Origin of the sequence: Wenyingzhuangia sp. 2_MG-2023, from assembly GCF_030548295.1 — a bacterium.
GTDB lineage: Bacteria > Bacteroidota > Bacteroidia > Flavobacteriales > Flavobacteriaceae > Wenyingzhuangia.
In genome coordinates this window covers 558,291-578,357 of sequence record NZ_JAUOSB010000001.1, presented here as the reverse complement: position 1 = coordinate 578,357, position 20,067 = coordinate 558,291, and the positions used below count along the sequence as shown (strand labels likewise).

Sequence of the window (20,067 nt, the reverse complement as noted above, 5' to 3'; positions counted from 1 at the left end):
AAAATGAAAATAGCCATAGGGAATGATCATGCAGGACCAGATTACAAGTTAGCTATTGTTAAATTGTTAAAAGATAAAGGCATTGAAGTTGTAAACCATGGAACAGATGCTTTTGATAGCGTAGATTATCCAGATCATGCACACAAAGTAGCCAAAGATGTAGATACCAATGTTGTTGATTTTGGAATTTTAATTTGTGGTAGTGCCAATGGTGTGGCTATGACTGCTAATAAATACCAAAATGTAAGAGCTGGTTTATGTTGGACTAAAGAAATTGTTTCTTTGGTAAGACAACATAACAATGCAAATGTATTGTGTATACCTGCTCGTTTTACGGCAGTGCAACAAGCTTTAGAAATGGTTGAAACTTTTTTAAATACGGATTTTGAAGGAGGAAGACATCAAAATAGAGTTAGTAAAATAGCATGTAGTTAGATTTTTATTACAAAAAGTTAAAACCCGCTAAATATTTGAAATTTAGCGGGTTTTTTTATGCGTGATAAAGATTATCATTCTACTCTCAAAATTTTAAAAAATAATGATATATGTTAAATATATTGTAATTTTTTATCTAAATGATAATTGTTAATTTTTAACAAATAATTAATATAACTTTATTTTTATTTTCTACAACTAGGGTATACATTAGCTAAAAAAAAACATAGCTATGAAAACAAAATTATTATTGATTTTGTCTCTATTTCTTTGTGCCTATATGGCAAAAGCAGAGACATTTATGGTGGATGGTATCCATTACAATACCACTAGTAGTACTACAGTTGAGGTCATCCCTCTTGCTTCTGGAACTTATAGTGGTGATATGGTCATACCCAATACAGTAAATCATGTAACTACTTACAATGTTACTAAAATATGGGATACTGCTTTTAAATATGCTTCTGGTTTGACAAGTATTTCTATTCCAAGTAATGTAACTGAAATAGGGAACAACGCTTTTGAAGGTTGTACTTCATTAACGAGTGTGAGTATTCCAGAAACAGTAACTACTTTTGGAAATGCAATTTTTAGATATTGTAGTGGTTTGACCAGTGTAAGTCTTCCAAATTCTATGGATACTGTAGGAAATAACATGTTTGATAGTTGTAGTTTATTAACTACTATTACTTTGCCTACTTCAGTGACCGCTATAGGAAATTCATCTTTTAAATATTGTACAGGATTGACAGGTATTGTACTTCCAAATACTGTTTCTAGTATAGGTACCAATGCTTTTGAGGGTTGTAGTAATTTGAGTAGTATTAATATTCCAAGCTCTGTAGATGCAATTAAAGAGTATACTTTTAGTGAATGCTATAAGTTGAATAATGTTATTCTACCTACTTCTTTGAGTAGTATAGGTAAATATGCTTTTTATTATTGCACTAGTTTAACGAGTATTGTGATTCCAAATACTGTAAAAAGTATAGAAGAATCTACTTTTTCAGGATGTACTATTTTAGCAAATATTACACTTTCAAATACTCTAGAGACTATAGGTGAAGAAGCTTTTTTAGGTTGTTGGGGTATAAAAAACTTAGTACTTCCAACTACTATTGAAACAATTGGTAAAGCTGCTTTTAGAGAATGTTATTTTTTAGAAAGTATCAATCTTCCTACGTCTCTTACCAGCATTGAAGAAGCAGCATTTTTTTACTGTGCTAGTTTGGTGAGTGTTTCTATTCCTACTTCTATGTCTAGTATTGGAGATTATGTATTTTATGGTTGTCCAGCTTTGACAACTGTAAATATTCCAAATTCTGTAACAAGTATTGGAAATTCAGCTTTTGTAGCTTGTGGAAATTTGACTTCATTAGTACTTCCAAATTCTATCAAAACAATTGGACCATCTGCTTTTTTCAAGTGTGAAAAATTATCAAGTATTACGCTTTCAAATACGTTAGAAAGTATAGGTTATTATGCTTTTTATGAATGTACCAGTTTGACAAATGTGGTACTTCCTAATACGATTCTTAGTATAGGAGAATCTGCTTTTGAAAAATGTAAAAAATTAAGAGCTATCAATCTTCCAAATTCTATTTCTAGTATTGGAAATACTGCATTTTTAGATTGTTGGGTTCTGACAGATATTAGTATTCCTAACTCAGTTACAAGTATTGGAACTGGAGTTTTTAGAGAATGTTACGCCTTAAAAAATGTAAGTCTTCCAACTACGTTGACAAGTATTGGAGATGAGGCCTTTTACTTTTGTGATAAGATAGAAACTTTAAATTTACCGAATACTATTAAAAGTATTGGTGTTGAAGCTTTTTATGGTTGTACAAGTTTACAAAATGCAAACATGCCAAACACGATTGAAACTATTGGATCTGGAGCTTTTAAAGCATGTTATGCCTTAAATAATGTTACGCTTCCAAATACGTTGACAACTATTGGAAACGAGGCTTTTTTGTATTGTAGTAGCTTTACAAGTATAGCAATTCCTAATTCTGTTTCCAGTATAGCAGCAGATACATTTTATGGTTGTATTGGTTTGTCTAGTGTTACATTTCCTACTTCAATTCAAAGCATCGGAAATAAAGCTTTTGAGGGTTGTGAAAACTTAACGAGTGTAGATCTATCAAATTCAGTTATTAGTATTGGAGAGTCTGCTTTTAAGGATTGTAAAAAATTAAGCAGTATCGGTCTTTTTAGTTCTATGACAAGTATAGAAAATACTGTTTTTTCTGGTTGTTGGGCTTTGAATAATGTGGTAGTTCCTAGTTCTGTTACTAGTATAGGAGATGGAAGTTTTAATTCTTGTTATGCGTTGTCAACCGTTGAGTTACCTGAGGGACTTGAAACTATAGGAAATGCTGCTTTTTATTATTGTGCGGTTTTAAAAAACATTACTTTGCCTAATACTGTTAGCAGTATAGGAGAAGATGCATTTAATTCTTGTCCTTTAGAAAATGTAAGTGTTTACCATACAAGTCCATTGGCTATTTCTTCAGCTATATTTAACAATGTTACTCTATCATCAGTAATTTTAAATGTACCTCCATCTACCAAAACAACATATGAAACTTCGAATGTTTGGCAAGATTTTGGAACCATTATAGAAGATCCTTCGTTGAGTACAAAAGAAATTAAGTTCCAGGAGAATTTTACCATTCAATATGTTCAAAATAACATAGATATCCAATCTAAAACAGGAATCAATATAGAAGAGATTCAGTTGTTAAGTATTAACGGAAAGGTTGTGAAATTAAGCGAGACTAATGTAATTGATTTATCAAATGTCTCTGTAGGAATGTACATTTTAAAAGTAAGTACAGACAAAGGTGTTTTTGTAAAGAAAATAGGTAGACAGTAATCTTTTAAGAATTTATCAAATGTTAAAAAAGCTCACCATTTGGTGAGCTTTTTATTTTTAGTTATCAGATCTTAAGATCTGATAAAACTGTTGGTATTGCTGATTGTTTGGTTGCAATTGCAATAGTTTTTCAACTTGTTCTTTTGCTAAGTTTGTTTGTTTATTTTGTTGATAGATATAAGCCAACAAATAAATTAAGTCTGTATTTTCAGGATTCTTTTTCAATTGTTTTTTCAAAACACTAAATGCGTTGTTTGTTTGTTTGTTTTGAAAGTACAGTAAACTTAAATTATAAGCTATTCTATCATTATTTGGTAACAATCTAAGTCCTTCTTTTAGTTGTACAATAGCATCCATAGGTCTGCCCATTTCGTTTAATAACAAACCGTAATCAAAATTAGTCAATCCAAAACCAGGTTCTTGTTCCAAAATTGTTTTATAAGCCTCCTCAGCCTTTTTGTACTGCTTGTTTTGATAATATAAGTTAGCAAGTGATGTTCTCACAATATTATTGATAGGATCTAATATTAAAGCTTCTTCTAGTGTTTTTATAGCACTTACGGTTTTACCAACACTTATGTAATATTGAGCACGTTTCATTTTTCCTCCAGAAAATTCTCCAGTAACTTTCAAGTTGTTGGCAAATTCAATTCGTACTTTGTCATAAAAAGCCTTGTATTCTTTTGGAATATTAGCGCTAGGTACAGCACTTAATGCATAAAAAGCTTTCACTCTAACTGCTCTTTTTTCATCTTTTAACAAAGGCAACAATGCTTTGTAATACTCAGTTCCGGCTTTCATATCAAATAACAAATCTGCTGTAGCTCCTTTTACCAGCGGAGATTTATCATTCAAAAATTGAAGAACTTGATTGATGTTTATAACATTGGTGTAATTGACCAAATTAGACACTGCCGATGCTCTTGCAATGTTAGGATAAGTAGTGTCTTTTGCTAATAAAATCAAACTATCATTTCCTCCTTCTGCTCCTGTTATTCCTGGAGCTAACTTATCAGAAAAATGATTCTTTTTAGGTTCTCCGTATAATTTGACAAAATTTTCATAAGCCCATTCATCGTTTTTGTCTTTGTGACAACCAGAACAAACATTCGGACTATTGTATTTTAAACTTAAATCTGGTCTAGGAATTCTAAAACTATGATCACGTCTAAAATCATTTCCCATGTAATATTTTCCTGGCATGTGGCAGTTGATACACAAAGCACTTTCAGTTCCCATGGTGTGTTTGTGATGACTTGGTGTGTCAAATTTTGGACCTTCGTGACATTGCAAACACAATCTATTGTCGTCAAACTTTCGTTTGGTAGAATGTACGTTATGGCAATCTTTACAGCTTACACCTTCATGATACATTTTACTTTGTGTAAAAGAACCATACACATAGTCTTCATCTAAAATTTGTCCATCAGCATGGTATAAATTTTCTCTTAGCAACTGTGGAAAATAATGATCTAAAAATGTTCCTTGTGGTGTGTGAAATAAGCTTATATTTTCTCTTCTTGCATGGCATCTAGCACAAGCATCTACCAATTCTTTAGAACCCAAGTTGGTCATTTGCATGGTTCCATCATTTTCATACCTATCACCTTGTATAACAGCTTTGGAAACATGTTCCTTTCCAGGTCCGTGACAAGCTTCACAACTTACATTTATAATTGCATAATTGGTTTCATAAGTATGGTCTTTTTCGTTGTAGTTCTTTTTTACATTGGTACTGTGACAATCTGAACACATGGTATTCCAGTTCAGTCCACCTCTACTCCAATGCAACCATTCGCCATGTACCACTTTAAAATCTGGATACAAATCAAACCATTTGTTTTTTACCGTATCGTATGCTGTTCTTAAACATTGGTAATGTCCATCAGGAAACAAAACAATGTATTGTTGTAGAGGTGTAAATCCAAAAGTATAGATAATTTCAAAATCATGATTTTTACCATCTCTACCCTCTGTGTTTGCATAAAATTTTCCGTCCTTTTGAAAAAAAGTAGAAGTAACACCTTGACTTTTAAAAACTTCTCCATCAAAAGGAGCCAATATACTTTCTCTACTGGCTTTTTGCATGGATTTATCGTGGTGAGATCCTTCCCAGTCTTTAAATTGATCAGGATGACATTCAGCACATTTTTTACTTCCTACATAATGTTTGTTGGGAATACTATCTGTATTGGTAAAAACAGACATTGGATCCATTTTTTTATAAGTTTCTTCTTTTTTGTTCTGACAGGAAACAATAAACAAGAGAGATGCGAAAAGGAAAACTATTTTTTTCAAAAGACGTAAGATTTATTAGGTAGCTAAAAATACAAATAAAATACTAAATAGTGTTTTATTTATTTGCTGATTTTACACATCTAAATCCAGTATTGAATAAAGAAGATTCTATGGTATTTTGACCTCTAAAAGTTGTGGTAAAGCTCAATTCTAATGCCTGATCGTACATAAAAGAACCTCCTCTTGTTGTTACAATTTGAGGATTTTTTTGAAAAGGTGCAGCTTTGTCATAAGGTTCAAAAACAGAAGAAGTCCACTGCCAAACATTTCCTACCATATCGTAAATTCCACTTTTACTTTTAGGAAAAGTACCTACAGGAGAAGTATATAGATAACCATCTAGTACATTTTGATCCTCTATAGTTTTACCATCCCAAACATTGGCCATGAATTTTTTATTTACCATAACGGTATTTCCCCAAGGATATTTTAAATTTTCTCCATTTTTTGCAGCGTACTCCCACTCTATTTCTGTAGGCAATCTTTTTCCTATCCAATTTGCATAAGCATTTGCATCGTTCCAACTTACGTGCGTTACCGGATGATTGTCAGGAGCTTTATCTCCATTAGGACCAAAAGGATATTCCCAAGTTACTTCTTTTTCTAAATTCCATTTAAGTGTTTGAAAGTTGAAAACTCCTGAATCTCCAAAATTTTCTGCTTCCGTTGTGTAATTTGTAGCTTCAATAAATTTTCTAAAATCAGCAACTGTTACCAAATTTACATCCAAATAAAAAGGAGCTACAGTTGTGGTAAAACTTGGAGTTTCTATAGGGGTTCTATCATTTGCACCAATCGTAATAGTTCCTCCTTCAAAATAAACCATTTCAGAAGTATCGCTAACGGGTTTTACGGCTTGATCAGGTATAACGGTTTCTGTAGGTGATACAATATGTTTATCTGTTTGTGCATCTTTAGTTTGTTTGTCATTTTTACAAGAAAATAAAGAAGCAACAATGAATAGACTTAGTAAATATTTCATTTTGATATATATGTTTAATGTAAATGCAATATTATCCATTTATATCTATATTTTTGATAGGAAGTATGAATAAGATACTATTTTTGTGTCATTATTTTTATTTAAAATGATTGAGAATGAATAAAGTGTTGGATGAAAAACAATTAAAATACGACAAAGCTTATTTGAGAATGGCTTTTGAATGGGCAAAGTTGTCTCATTGCCAAAGAAAAAAAGTGGGTGCTTTAATTGTTAAAGAAAGAATGATTATCTCTGATGGTTACAACGGAACTCCTTCAGGTTTTGACAATTGTTGTGAAGATGAAAATAACGAAACTAGATGGATGGTTTTGCATGCAGAAGCCAATGCTATTTTAAAAGTAGCGGCATCTACACAATCTACTAAAAATGCAACGTTGTATATTACACTATCTCCTTGTAAAGATTGTAGCAAATTAATTCACCAATCCGGAATTAAAAGAGTAGTATATGCCAAAGAATATAAAGACACCACAGGTATAGATTTTTTAAGAAAAGCAGGTGTACAACTATTGAAATTAGAAATTGATGAAACAGAACAATAATATCCCTCTTTTTATGGGAATCTCTATTGCATTAGGGATTATGATAGGAAGTTTTTTTAACATAAAAAATACAGGAACGGTTTACGAGCCTTCTCAAAAAAAATCTGAAAACAAACTAAACGCGGTTATAAAATACATTGAAAGCGAATATGTAGACGATGTAGATGCAGAAAAAATGACCGAAGAAATTATTACAGATTTGTTGGGCAAACTAGATCCCCATTCTAGTTATTTACCTAAAGAAATGCAGCAGTATGCAAAAGAAACCATGGATGGTAATTTTGTTGGAATTGGTGTACAGTTTGTAGTTAAAAAAGACACCGTTGTGGTGGTAAAAGTAATACCAGACGGACCAAGTAAAAATGCAGGGTTAAGAGATGGTGATAGATTGTTAATGGCAGACAAAGATACTTTGTTTGGTAAAAATTTAGATAGCAATGATATTGTTAGCAAATTAAAAGGTGTTGAAGATACTCAAGTACTTGTAAAAGTTTATCGTCCGGGAGAAAAAAACTTAATTGATATAAACATCACTAGAGGAAAAGTAGCCATTAAAAGTGTGCCAGTTTCTTATGTGTTAACAGACAGTTTGGGGTATATAAAACTAGATCGTTTTGCCATGACTTCTTATGATGAGTTTAAAACGGCATTGGATACTTTACAAAAAAAAGGAATCAAAGATTTGGTGTTAGATTTAAGAGGAAACCCTGGAGGATACATGCACATTGCTGATCAAATTTCGGATGAGTTTTTAGAAGATGGTCAATTGATTGTGTACACAAAAAACAAAAAAGGACGTCAAAAAAATTCAGTTGCCACTTCAGAAGGTTCTTTTGAAAAAGGATATGTGTATGTTTTGGTAGATCAAAATTCAGCTTCGGCAAGTGAAATTGTTTCTGGAGCTTTGCAAGATCATGATAGAGCTACCATTGTAGGTAGAAGAACTTTTGGAAAAGGATTGGTGCAACAAGAAATGGATTTTAACGATGGTTCTGCCATGAGGCTGACCATTGCTAGGTACTACACTCCTACTGGTCGTTCTATTCAAAAGCCATACGGTGATAACAATTATGATAATGAAGTTTCTAGTAGGTTTAAAAGTGGAGAATTGTTTTACAAAGACAGTATTAAAGTTATAGATTCTTTAAAATATACTACGCCTAAAGGAAAAGTTGTTTACGGTGGTGGAGGAATTACTCCCGACGTATTTATTCCTTTAGACACTATGGGTGGTGCTAATTATTATGAGTTGAATATGATCAATAATTTTGTGTATCAATATGTAGATACACACAGAAAGGAATTGGCAAATTACAACGAAAATAATTTTATAGATTCTTTTAAAATTACTCCAGAAATTAAAAATCAGTTTGATAAATATATTAGACCTTATAAATTAAAAAATCAAGACGAAATTGAAATGTTGTTGAAAGAAAATTTTGCTTCTACTTTGATCAACGATGAGGTATATTACAAATTGATTCAGAAAAGAGATCCTTATATTAAAAAGGTACTTTCATTACACAAACATGAAGAGTAATGACGATGACTAAAAAAATATATTTTGCTTCCGATCAACATTTTGGAGCTCCAAATTCTGAAAAAAGTTTTCCTAGAGAACAGCTTTTTATAAAGTGGTTGGATACCGTTAAACAAGATGCAGAAATTATATTTTTATTGGGTGATTTGTTTGACTTTTGGTTTGAATACAAACATGTTGTTCCTAAGGGATTTGTACGTGTTTTAGGAAAATTGGCAGAATTGAAAGATGCGGGAATACAAATTTATTTTTTTGTAGGAAACCATGATTTGTGGATGAATGGTTATTTTGAACAAGAATTAAATATTCCAGTATACCATCAACCTAAAGAGTTTACATTGCAAAATAAAACATTTTTAATAGGTCACGGAGATGGTTTGGGACCTGGTGACAAGGGCTATAAAATGATGAAAAAAGTATTTACTAGTCCTTTGTGTAATTGGCTTTTTAAATGGTTTCATCCAGATTTGGGTGTAGGTTTGGCAAAATATATGTCTGTAGAAAACAAATTGATTTCTGGAGATGAAGATGTTAAATTTTTAGGAGAAGAAAAAGAGTTTTTAATTCAACATTGTAAAAAAGTTTTAGAAGAAAAACACTACGACTATTTTGTGTTTGGACACAGGCATTTACCCATGATTTTTGATTTGCCACAAAACTCAAAATATGTAAATACTGGAGATTGGATTACCTATTTTACGTATGGAGTTTTAGTAAATGGCGTGTTTAGTTTAAAGGAGTTTAAAATATAGTTTTTTAGCGATCTTTAATTATTTTTCATTTCAGAAGGACTTTTGTAAAGCACTTTTTTATTTTCCATTAATCTTTGGTGAATATGATAAGTAACATCCATCCAATTGCGTTCTTCTGCCCATAAAGGAGGCATTATTTTAGATTCCCAGTTTGTCAGTTCCTTTTGTAATAGCTGATATTGTAGCGTATCTATTGTTTTAAGATTTACAGTTTCTCCAATATCATTTTTTAAGTTATATAAGGTTGCTCCATAATTTTGTAAACGGATCATTTTATAATCTCCTACTCTGGCACCAGCTTCTTCTAATTTTCTCCAGAAGAGTTTGTTGTGCGGATTTCCTTGTTTTTTACCTTTCAAATAAGGCAATAAATCAACACCATCTAATAGAAGATTTTTGTCTTTTTTAATAGTAGCTGCAGCTAAAGATGTGGTAAAAATATCTAAAGATGAAGACAGTCCAGAAAATGTTTGATTTCCTTTAATTTGTGATGGCCAGCTTACAATAAAAGGAACTCTATGCCCTCCTTCAAATTTATTACCTTTCCATCCTTTTAAAGGACCACCGCTTGAGGTATTATTAGCTGCTCCCCCATTATCACTTAAAAAATAAATCAAAGTATTTTCTTCAATGTTAAGTTCTTTCAACTTTTGTTGTAATTTTCCAATATTTTCATCTAAAGACCAAGTCATAGCGGCTAATTTTTGTCTAGGATGATTTTTGTATTTCTCTAAATGTTCTTCTTTGGCATGCATTGGAGTATGTACGGCATTGTAGGCTAAATACATAAAAAAGGGTTTATCCTTATTTTCTTCAATAAACTTTACAGACTTATCACCTAAAACATCTGTCATATATCCATCAAAAGTTACTTTTTTTCCGTTGTGTTGTAACATGACTTTTTTTGATGGGTTTTTAATAGGAAAATAAGATCTGCTTCCAGTTTCAAAACCATAAAACTCATCAAAACCTCTATTGTTTGGATGGTCAGATTCATGATAACCTAAATGCCATTTACCAATGGCAATTGTTTTGTATCCATTTTCTTTAAAAACATCAGCCATGGTAACTACATCGTCAGAAAGGCCAATATCTCCAGTTTTTTCATCGCCTGTATTGTTTGCTTCAAAACCAAAACGCTGTTGATATTTTCCAGTAATTAATCCTGCTCTTGAAGGTGCACAAACGGTAGCTGATACATGTGCATCTGTAAAAACAACTCCTTGTTTTGCTAATTTATCTATGTTAGGAGTTTCTAAATCGTTAGATCCCATAAAACCAAAATCTACATAACCCGCATCATCAATAAGAATAACAATAATGTTTGGTTGTTTTAATAAAGAGTCTTTTTTATTACTAGATTTACAAGATATTATTAGTAAAATAGTAAGTAGAGCACTTTTTTTAAGAATAGATTTTAAAGTTTTATACATTGTGGAATTTTCTTTTTTAAATGGAATTTTAAATCAAAATAAACAAAATTAAATCTATTTGAATAATGTGAGTTAAGAATATTTTGAATAGTAATTATTAATCTGTCATATTTACTTAATTGCAATCAATATTGTATTTTGGTACGCAAATTGATTGGACAGTACTATATTAAGAATAAAACCTTATAAAACAATGGAAGTAGACGTTAGAGCTATCAGCGAAAAAATTGAAAGAGAAAGTGCATTTGTGGATTTGTTATCCATGGAAATGAACAAAGTAATTGTAGGTCAAAAACACATGATTGACCGTTTGTTGATTGGTTTGCTAGGGAATGGACATATTTTATTAGAAGGGGTTCCAGGATTGGCAAAAACTTTAGCTATTAATACTTTAGCAAAAGCTGTAGACGGTGCTTTTAGCCGTATTCAATTTACACCAGATTTGTTGCCTGCTGACGTGGTAGGAACCATGATATACAACATGAAAGAAAATAATTTTTCTATAAAGAAAGGTCCTATTTTCGCAAATTTTGTGTTGGCAGATGAAATCAACCGTGCTCCTGCAAAAGTACAATCTGCTTTGTTAGAAGCCATGCAAGAACGTCAAATTACCATTGGTGATGAAACGTTTAAATTGGACGAACCATTTTTAGTAATGGCAACTCAAAACCCTGTAGATCAAGAAGGAACTTATACATTACCAGAAGCGCAAGTGGATCGTTTTATGCTAAAAGTTGTTATTGATTATCCTAAGTTAGAAGAGGAACAATTGATTATGAGAGCCAACTTATCAGGAACGTATGAAAAAGTAAATCCGGTAGTATCTTTAGAACAAATTGTCAATGCTCGTAAAGTGGTTCAAGAGGTTTACATGGACGAGAAAATTGAGAAATATATTTTAGATTTGATTTTTGCAACTCGTTATCCTGAAAAATATGGATTGGCAAACTTAAAACCATTAATTTCTTTTGGAGCTTCTCCACGTGGTAGTATTTCATTAGCAAAAGCCGCTAAATGTCATGCATTTATCAAACGTAGAGGTTATGTAATTCCAGAAGATGTAAGAGCTGTAGTTTTAGATATTTTACGTCACAGAGTAGGAATTACATACGAAGCTGAAGCAGAAAATGTAACAGCAGAAGATATTGTAAACCAAATAGTGAATGTAGTAGAAGTACCATAGTATGGCTTTTAGTCTTTAGCTGTTAGTCTTTAGCTAATGGCCAAAAGCTAATGGCCAAAAGCCAAAAGAAAATGGAAACCAAAGAAATCTTAAAAAAAGTTAGAAAAATAGAGATCAAGACACGTCGTTTGTCCGATCATATTTTTTCAGGAGAATATCACAGTTCTTTTAAAGGACGTGGTATGACTTTTAGTGAGGTAAAGCAATATGGTTTTGGCGATGATGTTCGTAGTATAGATTGGAATGTAACTGCACGTTACAATGAACCTTATGTAAAAGTTTTTGAAGAAGAACGAGAATTGACCATGATGTTGATGGTTGATATTAGTGGTTCTGGAAATTTTGGAACTAAGGAGCAGTTCAAACGAGCAACCATTGCAGAAATTGCTGCAACCTTATCTTTTTCTGCCATTCAAAATAATGACAAAGTAGGTTTGTTGTTGTTTTCTGATGAGGTAGAATTGTACATTCCTCCTAAAAAAGGAAAAAGTCACGTATTGCGTATTATTAGAGAATTGATAGAATTTGAACCTAAGAGTCAAAAAACCAATATTAATGAAGCGTTAAAATATCTTTCTAATGTAATGAGAAAGAAAGCCATCGTTTTTATATTGTCTGATTTTATGGATGAAGGTTATGAGCATACATTAAAAATTGTGGGAAACAAACACGATGTAACGGGTGTTAGAATCTACGATCAATACGATGCTACCCTTCCTAAAATTGGGTTGGTGCCTATGGTAGATGCTGAATCTGGTCAAACAGTTATGGTAAATACATCGTCTAAAAAAGTTAGAAATCAATACGAACAGCAATTTGCACACTGGAAAAACAACTTTGAAACAGCTTTCAAAAAAAGTGGAGCTGGAATATTAAGTTGTAGAACGGAAGAGAATTATGCTAAAAAATTGTTGACATATTTTAAACAAAGAGGGTAAAATGAAACAGATCATTACTTGTTTGTTTTTAGCGTTAGGATTGCAAATGATGGCACAAAAAGAGCCTTCAATCACCGTTAAAACAGACACCACAAATATTAAAATAGGAGAACAATTAACGTTTTCAATTTCAACTCCTAATCAAGAAAAGGTAATTTTTCCAAAGTTAAATTTACAAGGATTAGAAGTTGCAGAAGATTTACCAGTAGATACATTGACCAACAACTTGGTGAAAAAGTATTTAATTACAGGTTTTGATAGTGGAGCTTTTTACATTAAAAAACAACAAGTTTTTATAGATGCAAAAGCGTATTTTACAGATTCTTTGTTAGTAAATGTTGCTACAGTTCAAGTAGATACCACCAAATTAGCTCCTTATTACACGGTAAAAGATTTTGAAAAAGAATCGTATACATTGGCAGAACTGTGGTACAGAAGTCAAACATATGTGTATATAGCCTTGGGAATTGTGGCATTTTTATTAGCCTTGTACTTTTTGTTCCGTAAAAAGAAGGAAGAAAAACGTGTGGTTGTTCCTAAAATTCCACCTTACATAGCAGCTAAAAAAGAATTGGAAGAATTAGAAAACAAAGAACTTTGGCAAAACAATAAAATAAAAGAATACTATTCTGAACTAACAGATATTGTAAGAAAATATATTGGTGATGAGTTGATGGTACAAGCGATGGAAATTACAACGGATGAATTGATGTTGTTGTTAACATCGGAAAATAAACAACGTAGTTTAGGTTTGGACAAAGAAGTTTTACTTAGATTAAAATCGTTCTTATCGCAAGCGGATTTTGTGAAATTTGCCAAACAAAAACCTTTGGATAGTGACATCAAAGGACATCAGTCTGATGCGGAACTTGTTATCAACACCATTCATGAAATAGTAGAATCAAAAAAGACAGAAGAGAAAGATGAAGTACAGTAATTTTGAATTTACACATCCTGTTTTTTTATGGACATTGTTAGTCATTCCTTTGTTAGCAGTTTGGCTGTACATGAGCAGAAATAGAAATCAAGCTAAGTTGTCTATTGCTTCTACAAAATCTATTCAAAAACCTTCTGTGTATGCAGTAATTTATAGATTTTTATGGTTGTTAAAATTGGCAGCAATCGCATTGTTAATTGTAGCATTGGCAAGACCTAGAAATGTTGCCGTTACTACTAAGAACAAAAAAAACAAAGGAATTGATATTGTAATGGCTACGGATGTTTCAGGATCTATGTTGGCCAGAGATTTAAAGCCAAATAGATTAGAAGCACTAAAAGAAGTAGCACAAAAATTTGTTGACAAACGTCCAAATGATAGAATTGGAATTGTTTTGTATGCAGGTGAAAGTTATACAAAAACTCCTATAACTAGTGATAAATCTATCGTAAAAAGAACCATTGAAACTATTGAATATGGTGGTATAGAAGATGGAACTGCTATTGGAATGGGATTGGGTGCGGCCGTTAACAGATTGAAAGATAGCAAAGCAAAAAGCAAAGTAATTATTTTGCTAACGGATGGAGTAAACACTGCGGGTTCTGTAGATCCTAAATTGGCAACGGAATTGGCTAAAGGAATTGGAATTAAAGTATATACCATTGGAATTGGAACTAACGGTATGGCAGAAATGCCTTATGCAAAAGATTACAATGGTAGATTGTTGTACCAACCAATGCAAGTAGAAATTGACGAAAAATTGTTGAATTATATAGCTACTGAAACAGGAGGAAAATATTTTAGAGCTACGTCAAACACGAAGTTAGAAACCATTTATGACGAAATTGATAAATTGGAGAAAACAGAAATAGAAGAGTTTAAATATTACAATTATCAAGAAATGTACAGAGGTTTGGTATTGATGGCTTTGGCTTTATTGGTACTTGAATATTTGTTAAAAAACACCCTATTTAAAAGTTTTATATAAATATGCAAAGATTAGAAGAACCTATATATTTTTATGCTTTGGCATTGCTACCTTTTTTATTGGTGGTTTTGTTGTATAAATTTTGGTGGCAAAAAAGAACACAAAAAGTATTTGCAAAACACGAATTGCTTCAAAAATTAGCTCCAGATTATTCGGTGTACAAAGCAACCATTAAATATGTGTTTTTAGCGTTGGCAATTGCTTTTTTGGTTATTGCATTGGTCAATCCTAAAATAGGAACCAAGTTAGAAACCGTAAAAAGAGAAGGAGTAGATATTGTGTTTGCTTTGGATGTTTCTAAAAGTATGTTGTCCGAAGACATTGCTCCTAACCGATTGGAAAAAGCAAAACAAATTATTTTAAAAACAATAGATCAATTAGGTAGTGATAGAATAGGAATTATTATTTATGCAGGGAACTCCTATCCCCTATTGCCTATTACCACAGATCATGCTGCAGCAAAATTGTTTTTAAAAAATGCATCTCCAGACATGGTTTCTAGTCAAGGAACAGCAATTAACGAAGCATTAAATTCTGCCAAAAATTATTACAATAACGAAGAGCAAACCAATAAATATTTGGTGATTTTATCCGATGGTGAAGATCATGAAGAAAATACTATTGACAAAGCTAAAGAATTGGCAGAAGAAGGAATTAAAGTAATTACAATTGGAATTGGTACAGAAAAAGGAGGTGTAATTCCAGACATGATTAATGGTTACAACAAAGGATTGAAAAAGGATAAAAACGGAGAAGTTGTTATTACCCAAAGACATGCACAAGTTCTAAAAGAAGTAGCAGAAAACACAAAAGGGTTTTATGTGGATGGTAACAAAACGGCTACATCGGTAAATAAAATTATTGAGGTTTTATCCAAAGCTAAAAAGACAGAATTTGAAACCAAACAATTTTCAGATTATAAAAGTCAATTTCAATGGTTTATTGGTTTGGGTATTTTGTGGTTGATTTTAGACTTGTTTGTATTTGAAAAGAAAACAAAATGGGTAAAGAGTGTCAATTTGTTTAACGAAAATGAAAAGTAAGATGAGACAAACAATAGCCTTCATTTTTATCATCACCACGTGTTTGAGTTTTGGACAGGAATTGCCAAAAGAAAAATTGTACGAAGCAAAAAAACAATTGAGAGCAGGAAATGATGATTATGAAAAAGGGAATTTTTCAGAAGCTTCTATAGCCTATCAAAAAAGTTTGGCCGAAGACGGAACGTATTACAAAGGAGCCTACAATTTAGGAAATGCGTATTTTCAGCAAAAAAAATACAAAGAGGCAATAGAACAGTACCAATTAGCAAACAAGTTAGCTAAAGAGAAAGAGAATAAGGCCAAAACAAGTGAACTAATAGGAGATGCTTTTAAAAAGCAAAAAGAGCTAGAAAAAGCGTTAGAAGCTTACAAACAAGCCTTGTTAAAAAATCCTACGGATGATATTTTACGTGAAAAATTTATAGCTGCCAAACAAGAAAAACAGAAGCAAGACGATCAACAAAAAAAGGACGATCAGAAAGATAATAAAGACGATAAAAACAAGGACAATAAGGATAATAAAGGAGATAACAAAGACGATAAAAATAAAGATAAGGACAACAAAGATAATAAGGATAACAAGGACGATAAAGGAGAGGGAGATGACAAAAAAGATCAAGATAAAAATGATCAAAAAGAGAATCCTGAAGATAAAAAAGACAACAAGGGAGATGATGAGAAAAAGGAACAACCTCAACCTCAAAAATCCAAACTTTCTCCAGAGCAAATGGAGCAATTGTTAGAGTCTATGAGTAATGAAGAGCAAAAAACTCAGAAAAAAGTGAATGCTCAAAAAGTAAAAGCAAAAGTGAACAAAAATGAAAAAGACTGGTAACACATTTTTATTCAAATCTATTTTTTTACTATTGTTTTTAGTGAGTGCCAATATTGTGGCTCAAGTAGAATTAAAAGCATCCGTAAGTAAAAAAACATTAGGAGAAAATCAACGTTTAAGATTAGAATATCAAATCAACAATCAAGAGGCGGATGATTTTAAATTGCCAAATTTCAAAAATTTTAAAGTAGTCCAAGGACCGAGTCAATCGGTTAGTAATTCATATTCAATTACGAATGGTAAACTTAAAAGTAATTTTAGCAAAACCTATACGTATATTTTAGAACCTAAGAGGAAAGGAACGTTTACGTTACCCCCAGCAAGTATTGAGTACAAAGGAGATCGAATAGAATCTAACGCCATAACTATAAATGTGGTAGATCCGGTAGACATTCCTGTAAATCCTAACGACCCAAATTACATTGCCAGTCAAAATGTAAAAATGGTTGTAACAATTTCTAACGAAACCCCTTATGTAGGAGAGCCTATTTATGCGGAATACCGTTTGTATGTTAATCAAATGGGAATCAATGGTTTTGATGTGGACACACCACCTAATTACGAAGGATTTTGGAGCCAGAATATAGAAAACAAAAGACCACAGTTTAGAGATGGTGATTTTAAGGGAGAACAATGGCAATATGCTGTTTTACACAAAGTATTGTTAATTCCACAAAGAGAAGGAAAGCTGAACGTAAATTCCATGTCTGCAGATATTGTAGTAGCTGTTCCTACGGGAAGAGGAGATTTTTTTGGAAATATGATTAGCAGAAATGTAAATCAAAAATTAGCCTCTGAACAAAGAACCATTCAGGTAAAACCATTGCCATTAGAAGGAAAACCGTTAGATTTTACCGGAGCAGTTGGTACTTATAGCTATGATGTTAACACAAGTAGAGCGGTATTTAAAGCCAACGAATCGGCTCAAATAAAAGTAAAGGTTGAAGGAAAAGGAAACATCAAATTGTTTGAAATTCCGGCCATCAAAACGCCAAAAGAATTGGAAGTTTACGATCCGGAAAGAAAAGAAAAAGTTGCAGTTACTTCTTCAGGAATGTCAGGTAGTTTAGAAAATGCATATACGGTGGTTCCTCAGTACAAAGGGAAGTTTATCATACCTTCAACTACATTTTCTTATTTCAATCCTAAGGATGAAAAATACCACACCATTACTTCTGATGAAATTGTATTGGATGTAACAGAAGGAAAAGAATTGGTTGCTACAGCTTCTGAAGATTTTACTAGTGGAACCATCAAACAAACGGTAAAAGCTACAGGAAATGATTTTAGATACATTCAAACGACTACAAATTTAGAACCAATAGAAAAAGAAGATTTTTATGCCTCTAAACTGTTTTATATTTTGTTGTTGTTGCCCTTCTTTGTATTGCCTTTAGGAATTTTCGCTTCTCAAAAACAAAGAGAATTGAGCAAAGATAAAACGCGTAATAAATTGAAAAACGCAGACAAATTGACCAAAAAATATTTAACAAGTGCTAGAAAAGAATTAGGAAATAAAGAAACGTTTTATAGTTCTTTAGAAAAAGCATTACACAACTACTTAAAGGCTAAATTAAGCGTAGAAACTACAGATATTAGCAAAGATAAGATTGTAGATATGCTAGAGTCTAGAGGGGTTTCTAAAGAGATTACAACACAATTTATTGAGGTGTTTAGTGCTTGTGAGTTTGCTAGGTATGCTCCTTCTTCTGAAGAAAAGATGAAAGAGGATTTTGAAAAAGCAAAACAAGCCATCACATTGATTGATAAAAACTTATAAAACAGGAAAAAATGAAAAATTTTATATTTGGAATTTTATGGTTCACCTTTAGTTTTGTGAGTGCTCAGGATTCACAAAAGTTATTTGAAGAAGCCAATAGTCAATATCAGACAGAAGCTTATGATTTGGCAATTGAATCTTACCAAAACATCTTAGATCAAGGTTTAGAGTCATCTGAAGTATATTTTAATTTGGGTAATTCTTATTACAAAACCAATCAATTGGCAGAGGCTATTTACCATTATGAAAAAGCTTTGAAGCTAGACCCATCTAATAAGGATGCGAATGTAAATTTAGAGTATGCCAATCGTGGTATTATTGATAGTATTAAAGAAGTTCCAAAATCTTTATATGAGAAGCTAAATAAAAATATTTTAGGTATATTTTCATACAATAATTGGTCTAAAATTACCGTTGTAACTTCATTGCTGGCTGGTTTATTTTGGATGATTTTCTTCTTTAGTACACAGCCAGGAATTAAAAAAGTATATTTTACAATGTCTATCATTGTTACTCTAAGTTGTTTGACAAGTTTTGTCATTACCGTTCAGCAATACAACAGAACAAAAAACACACTTTTTGCTATAGTTTTTTCAGAAGAAGTATCTATAAAAAACGCACCTAGAGACAGTGCTTCTGAATTATTTATATTGCATGAAGGAACCAAATTACGCGTGTTAGATGTTGTTGGAGATTGGCAAAAAATTAAGATAGCCGATGGACAAGTTGGATGGATTTTAAAAAAGTTTATAAAAAAATTGTAAATTTGGTACAATAGTATTACTTTTTTTTATTCAAAAAATATATAATCTTTTGGGTCTTATGCCCAAATCACTGCTATGATTAAGATTTTTAAATGTTGTTTGAGATTTTTTCTTGAGCATATTATTAATGTTTTAAAGTCTTAAATTATGATTAATGGTTATAGAAATGAAGAGTGGAAGGACGTGGAATTTGACAGTGTGATAGCCAAATTTGAGAAGTATAAAATTTCTAATTACGGACGAATATTAAATTGTAAGGACGGAAAAAATGAGATTTTAAGATACCATCATATCAATGGGTATACATCCATTCCATTAACCCAAGAAGCAAACGGAAAGAGAACAAGTAGGTATGTTCACAAGTTGGTTGCTCAGCATTTTCTAGAAAAAAAAGAAGGAGATGAGTATGTTATTCACTTAGATTATGACAAGAAAAATAATCATGTAGATAATTTAAAATGGGCAACTAAAAGAGAAAAAGAATTGCATCAATATGCAAATGAAGAGTATTTAAAGTCTAAACCCAAACGTACTTACGCAAAGTTAACAGAAGGTAGGGTAAAAATTATCAAAAGGAAATTAGCAGATCCAAATAACAAAACTCGTTTGAAAATGATTGCCAAACAATTTGGTGTTTCAGACATGCAAATTCACCGAATTAAAACAGGTGAAAATTGGGGTTCTGTTACCATAGATGATTAAAAAAAGGCTATTTGAA

17 protein-coding genes are annotated in these 20,067 nt (G+C 31.8%); 14 read left to right on the top strand and 3 right to left on the bottom strand.

What is annotated here, in order from left to right; translation table 11 throughout:
* The first annotated feature begins 3 nt into the window (after positions 1 to 3).
* Both rpiB and Q4548_RS02265 read left to right on the top strand, forming a co-directional pair.
* Positions 4 to 435: a ribose 5-phosphate isomerase B gene (gene rpiB, locus Q4548_RS02270; protein WP_303451002.1), complete on the top strand. Its 432-nt coding sequence runs from the start codon at positions 4 to 6 to the stop codon at positions 433 to 435.
* Positions 436 to 667: 232 nt separating this feature from the next.
* On the top strand, positions 668 to 3,313 hold the full coding sequence (locus Q4548_RS02265; RefSeq protein ID WP_303450999.1) for a leucine-rich repeat domain-containing protein: 2,646 nt from the start codon (positions 668 to 670) through the stop codon (positions 3,311 to 3,313).
* A gap of 57 nt (positions 3,314 to 3,370) precedes the next feature.
* On the opposite strand, the gene Q4548_RS02260 is transcribed toward Q4548_RS02265, so the two are convergent.
* Positions 3,371 to 5,530 (bottom strand): tetratricopeptide repeat protein, encoded by a 2,160-nt coding sequence (locus Q4548_RS02260; RefSeq protein ID WP_303450996.1) that lies wholly within the window; start codon positions 5,528 to 5,530, stop codon positions 3,371 to 3,373.
* 136 nt (positions 5,531 to 5,666) lie between these two features.
* Positions 5,667 to 6,593 carry a formylglycine-generating enzyme family protein gene (locus Q4548_RS02255; protein WP_303450993.1) on the bottom strand — a complete coding sequence of 309 codons (927 nt, stop codon included), beginning with the start codon at positions 6,591 to 6,593 and terminating at the stop codon, positions 5,667 to 5,669.
* A gap of 116 nt (positions 6,594 to 6,709) precedes the next feature.
* Here Q4548_RS02255 and Q4548_RS02250 point away from each other — a divergent pair, with 116 nt between their 5' ends.
* Genes Q4548_RS02250 through Q4548_RS02240 form a run of 3 tightly spaced genes read left to right on the top strand, consistent with a single transcriptional unit; the run spans position 6,710 to position 9,448 of the window.
* Positions 6,710 to 7,156, top strand: a complete 447-nt coding sequence (locus tag Q4548_RS02250; RefSeq protein ID WP_408068624.1) for a deoxycytidylate deaminase — start codon at positions 6,710 to 6,712, stop codon at positions 7,154 to 7,156.
* Complete coding sequence (locus Q4548_RS02245; RefSeq protein ID WP_303450990.1) at positions 7,140 to 8,696, top strand: S41 family peptidase; 1,557 nt, start codon at positions 7,140 to 7,142, stop codon at positions 8,694 to 8,696. The genes Q4548_RS02250 and Q4548_RS02245 overlap by 17 nt, the downstream gene beginning before the upstream one ends.
* Positions 8,696 to 9,448 (top strand): UDP-2,3-diacylglucosamine diphosphatase, encoded by a 753-nt coding sequence (locus tag Q4548_RS02240; protein ID WP_303450987.1) that lies wholly within the window; start codon positions 8,696 to 8,698, stop codon positions 9,446 to 9,448. The genes Q4548_RS02245 and Q4548_RS02240 overlap by 1 nt, the downstream gene beginning before the upstream one ends.
* A 14-nt stretch (positions 9,449 to 9,462) precedes the next feature.
* On the opposite strand, the gene Q4548_RS02235 is transcribed toward Q4548_RS02240, so the two are convergent.
* Entirely contained in the window at positions 9,463 to 10,881 is a 1,419-nt protein-coding gene (locus tag Q4548_RS02235; protein WP_303450984.1) for a sulfatase-like hydrolase/transferase, read from the bottom strand.
* Positions 10,882 to 11,074: 193 nt separating this feature from the next.
* On the opposite strand from Q4548_RS02235, the gene Q4548_RS02230 reads away from it, so the two are divergent.
* The 9 genes from Q4548_RS02230 to Q4548_RS02190 all read left to right on the top strand — a co-directional run bounded on the left by Q4548_RS02230 (position 11,075) and on the right by Q4548_RS02190 (position 20,051).
* Positions 11,075 to 12,064, top strand: coding sequence for a MoxR family ATPase (locus Q4548_RS02230; RefSeq protein ID WP_303450980.1), 990 nt, complete (start codon positions 11,075 to 11,077; stop codon positions 12,062 to 12,064).
* A 71-nt stretch (positions 12,065 to 12,135) separates the two neighbouring features.
* Positions 12,136 to 13,002, top strand: coding sequence for a DUF58 domain-containing protein (locus tag Q4548_RS02225; protein WP_303450977.1), 867 nt, complete (start codon positions 12,136 to 12,138; stop codon positions 13,000 to 13,002).
* A 1-nt stretch (position 13,003) separates the two neighbouring features.
* Positions 13,004 to 13,939 (top strand): LPXTG cell wall anchor domain-containing protein, encoded by a 936-nt coding sequence (locus tag Q4548_RS02220; RefSeq protein ID WP_303450974.1) that lies wholly within the window; start codon positions 13,004 to 13,006, stop codon positions 13,937 to 13,939.
* Positions 13,926 to 14,927, top strand: a complete 1,002-nt coding sequence (locus tag Q4548_RS02215; RefSeq protein ID WP_303450971.1) for a VWA domain-containing protein — start codon at positions 13,926 to 13,928, stop codon at positions 14,925 to 14,927. The genes Q4548_RS02220 and Q4548_RS02215 overlap by 14 nt, the downstream gene beginning before the upstream one ends.
* 2 nt (positions 14,928 to 14,929) lie before the next feature.
* Positions 14,930 to 15,970: a VWA domain-containing protein gene (locus Q4548_RS02210; protein ID WP_303450968.1), complete on the top strand. Its 1,041-nt coding sequence runs from the start codon at positions 14,930 to 14,932 to the stop codon at positions 15,968 to 15,970.
* A gap of 1 nt (position 15,971) precedes the next feature.
* Positions 15,972 to 16,805, top strand: a complete 834-nt coding sequence (locus Q4548_RS02205; RefSeq protein WP_303450965.1) for a tetratricopeptide repeat protein — start codon at positions 15,972 to 15,974, stop codon at positions 16,803 to 16,805.
* Complete coding sequence (locus tag Q4548_RS02200; protein WP_303450961.1) at positions 16,789 to 18,585, top strand: BatD family protein; 1,797 nt, start codon at positions 16,789 to 16,791, stop codon at positions 18,583 to 18,585. The genes Q4548_RS02205 and Q4548_RS02200 overlap by 17 nt, the downstream gene beginning before the upstream one ends.
* Before the next feature lie 11 nt (positions 18,586 to 18,596).
* Positions 18,597 to 19,349: a tetratricopeptide repeat protein gene (locus Q4548_RS02195; protein ID WP_303450958.1), complete on the top strand. Its 753-nt coding sequence runs from the start codon at positions 18,597 to 18,599 to the stop codon at positions 19,347 to 19,349.
* Between the two features lie 147 nt (positions 19,350 to 19,496).
* Positions 19,497 to 20,051: an NUMOD4 domain-containing protein gene (locus tag Q4548_RS02190; protein ID WP_303450955.1), complete on the top strand. Its 555-nt coding sequence runs from the start codon at positions 19,497 to 19,499 to the stop codon at positions 20,049 to 20,051.
* Positions 20,052 to 20,067: the final 16 nt, after the last annotated feature.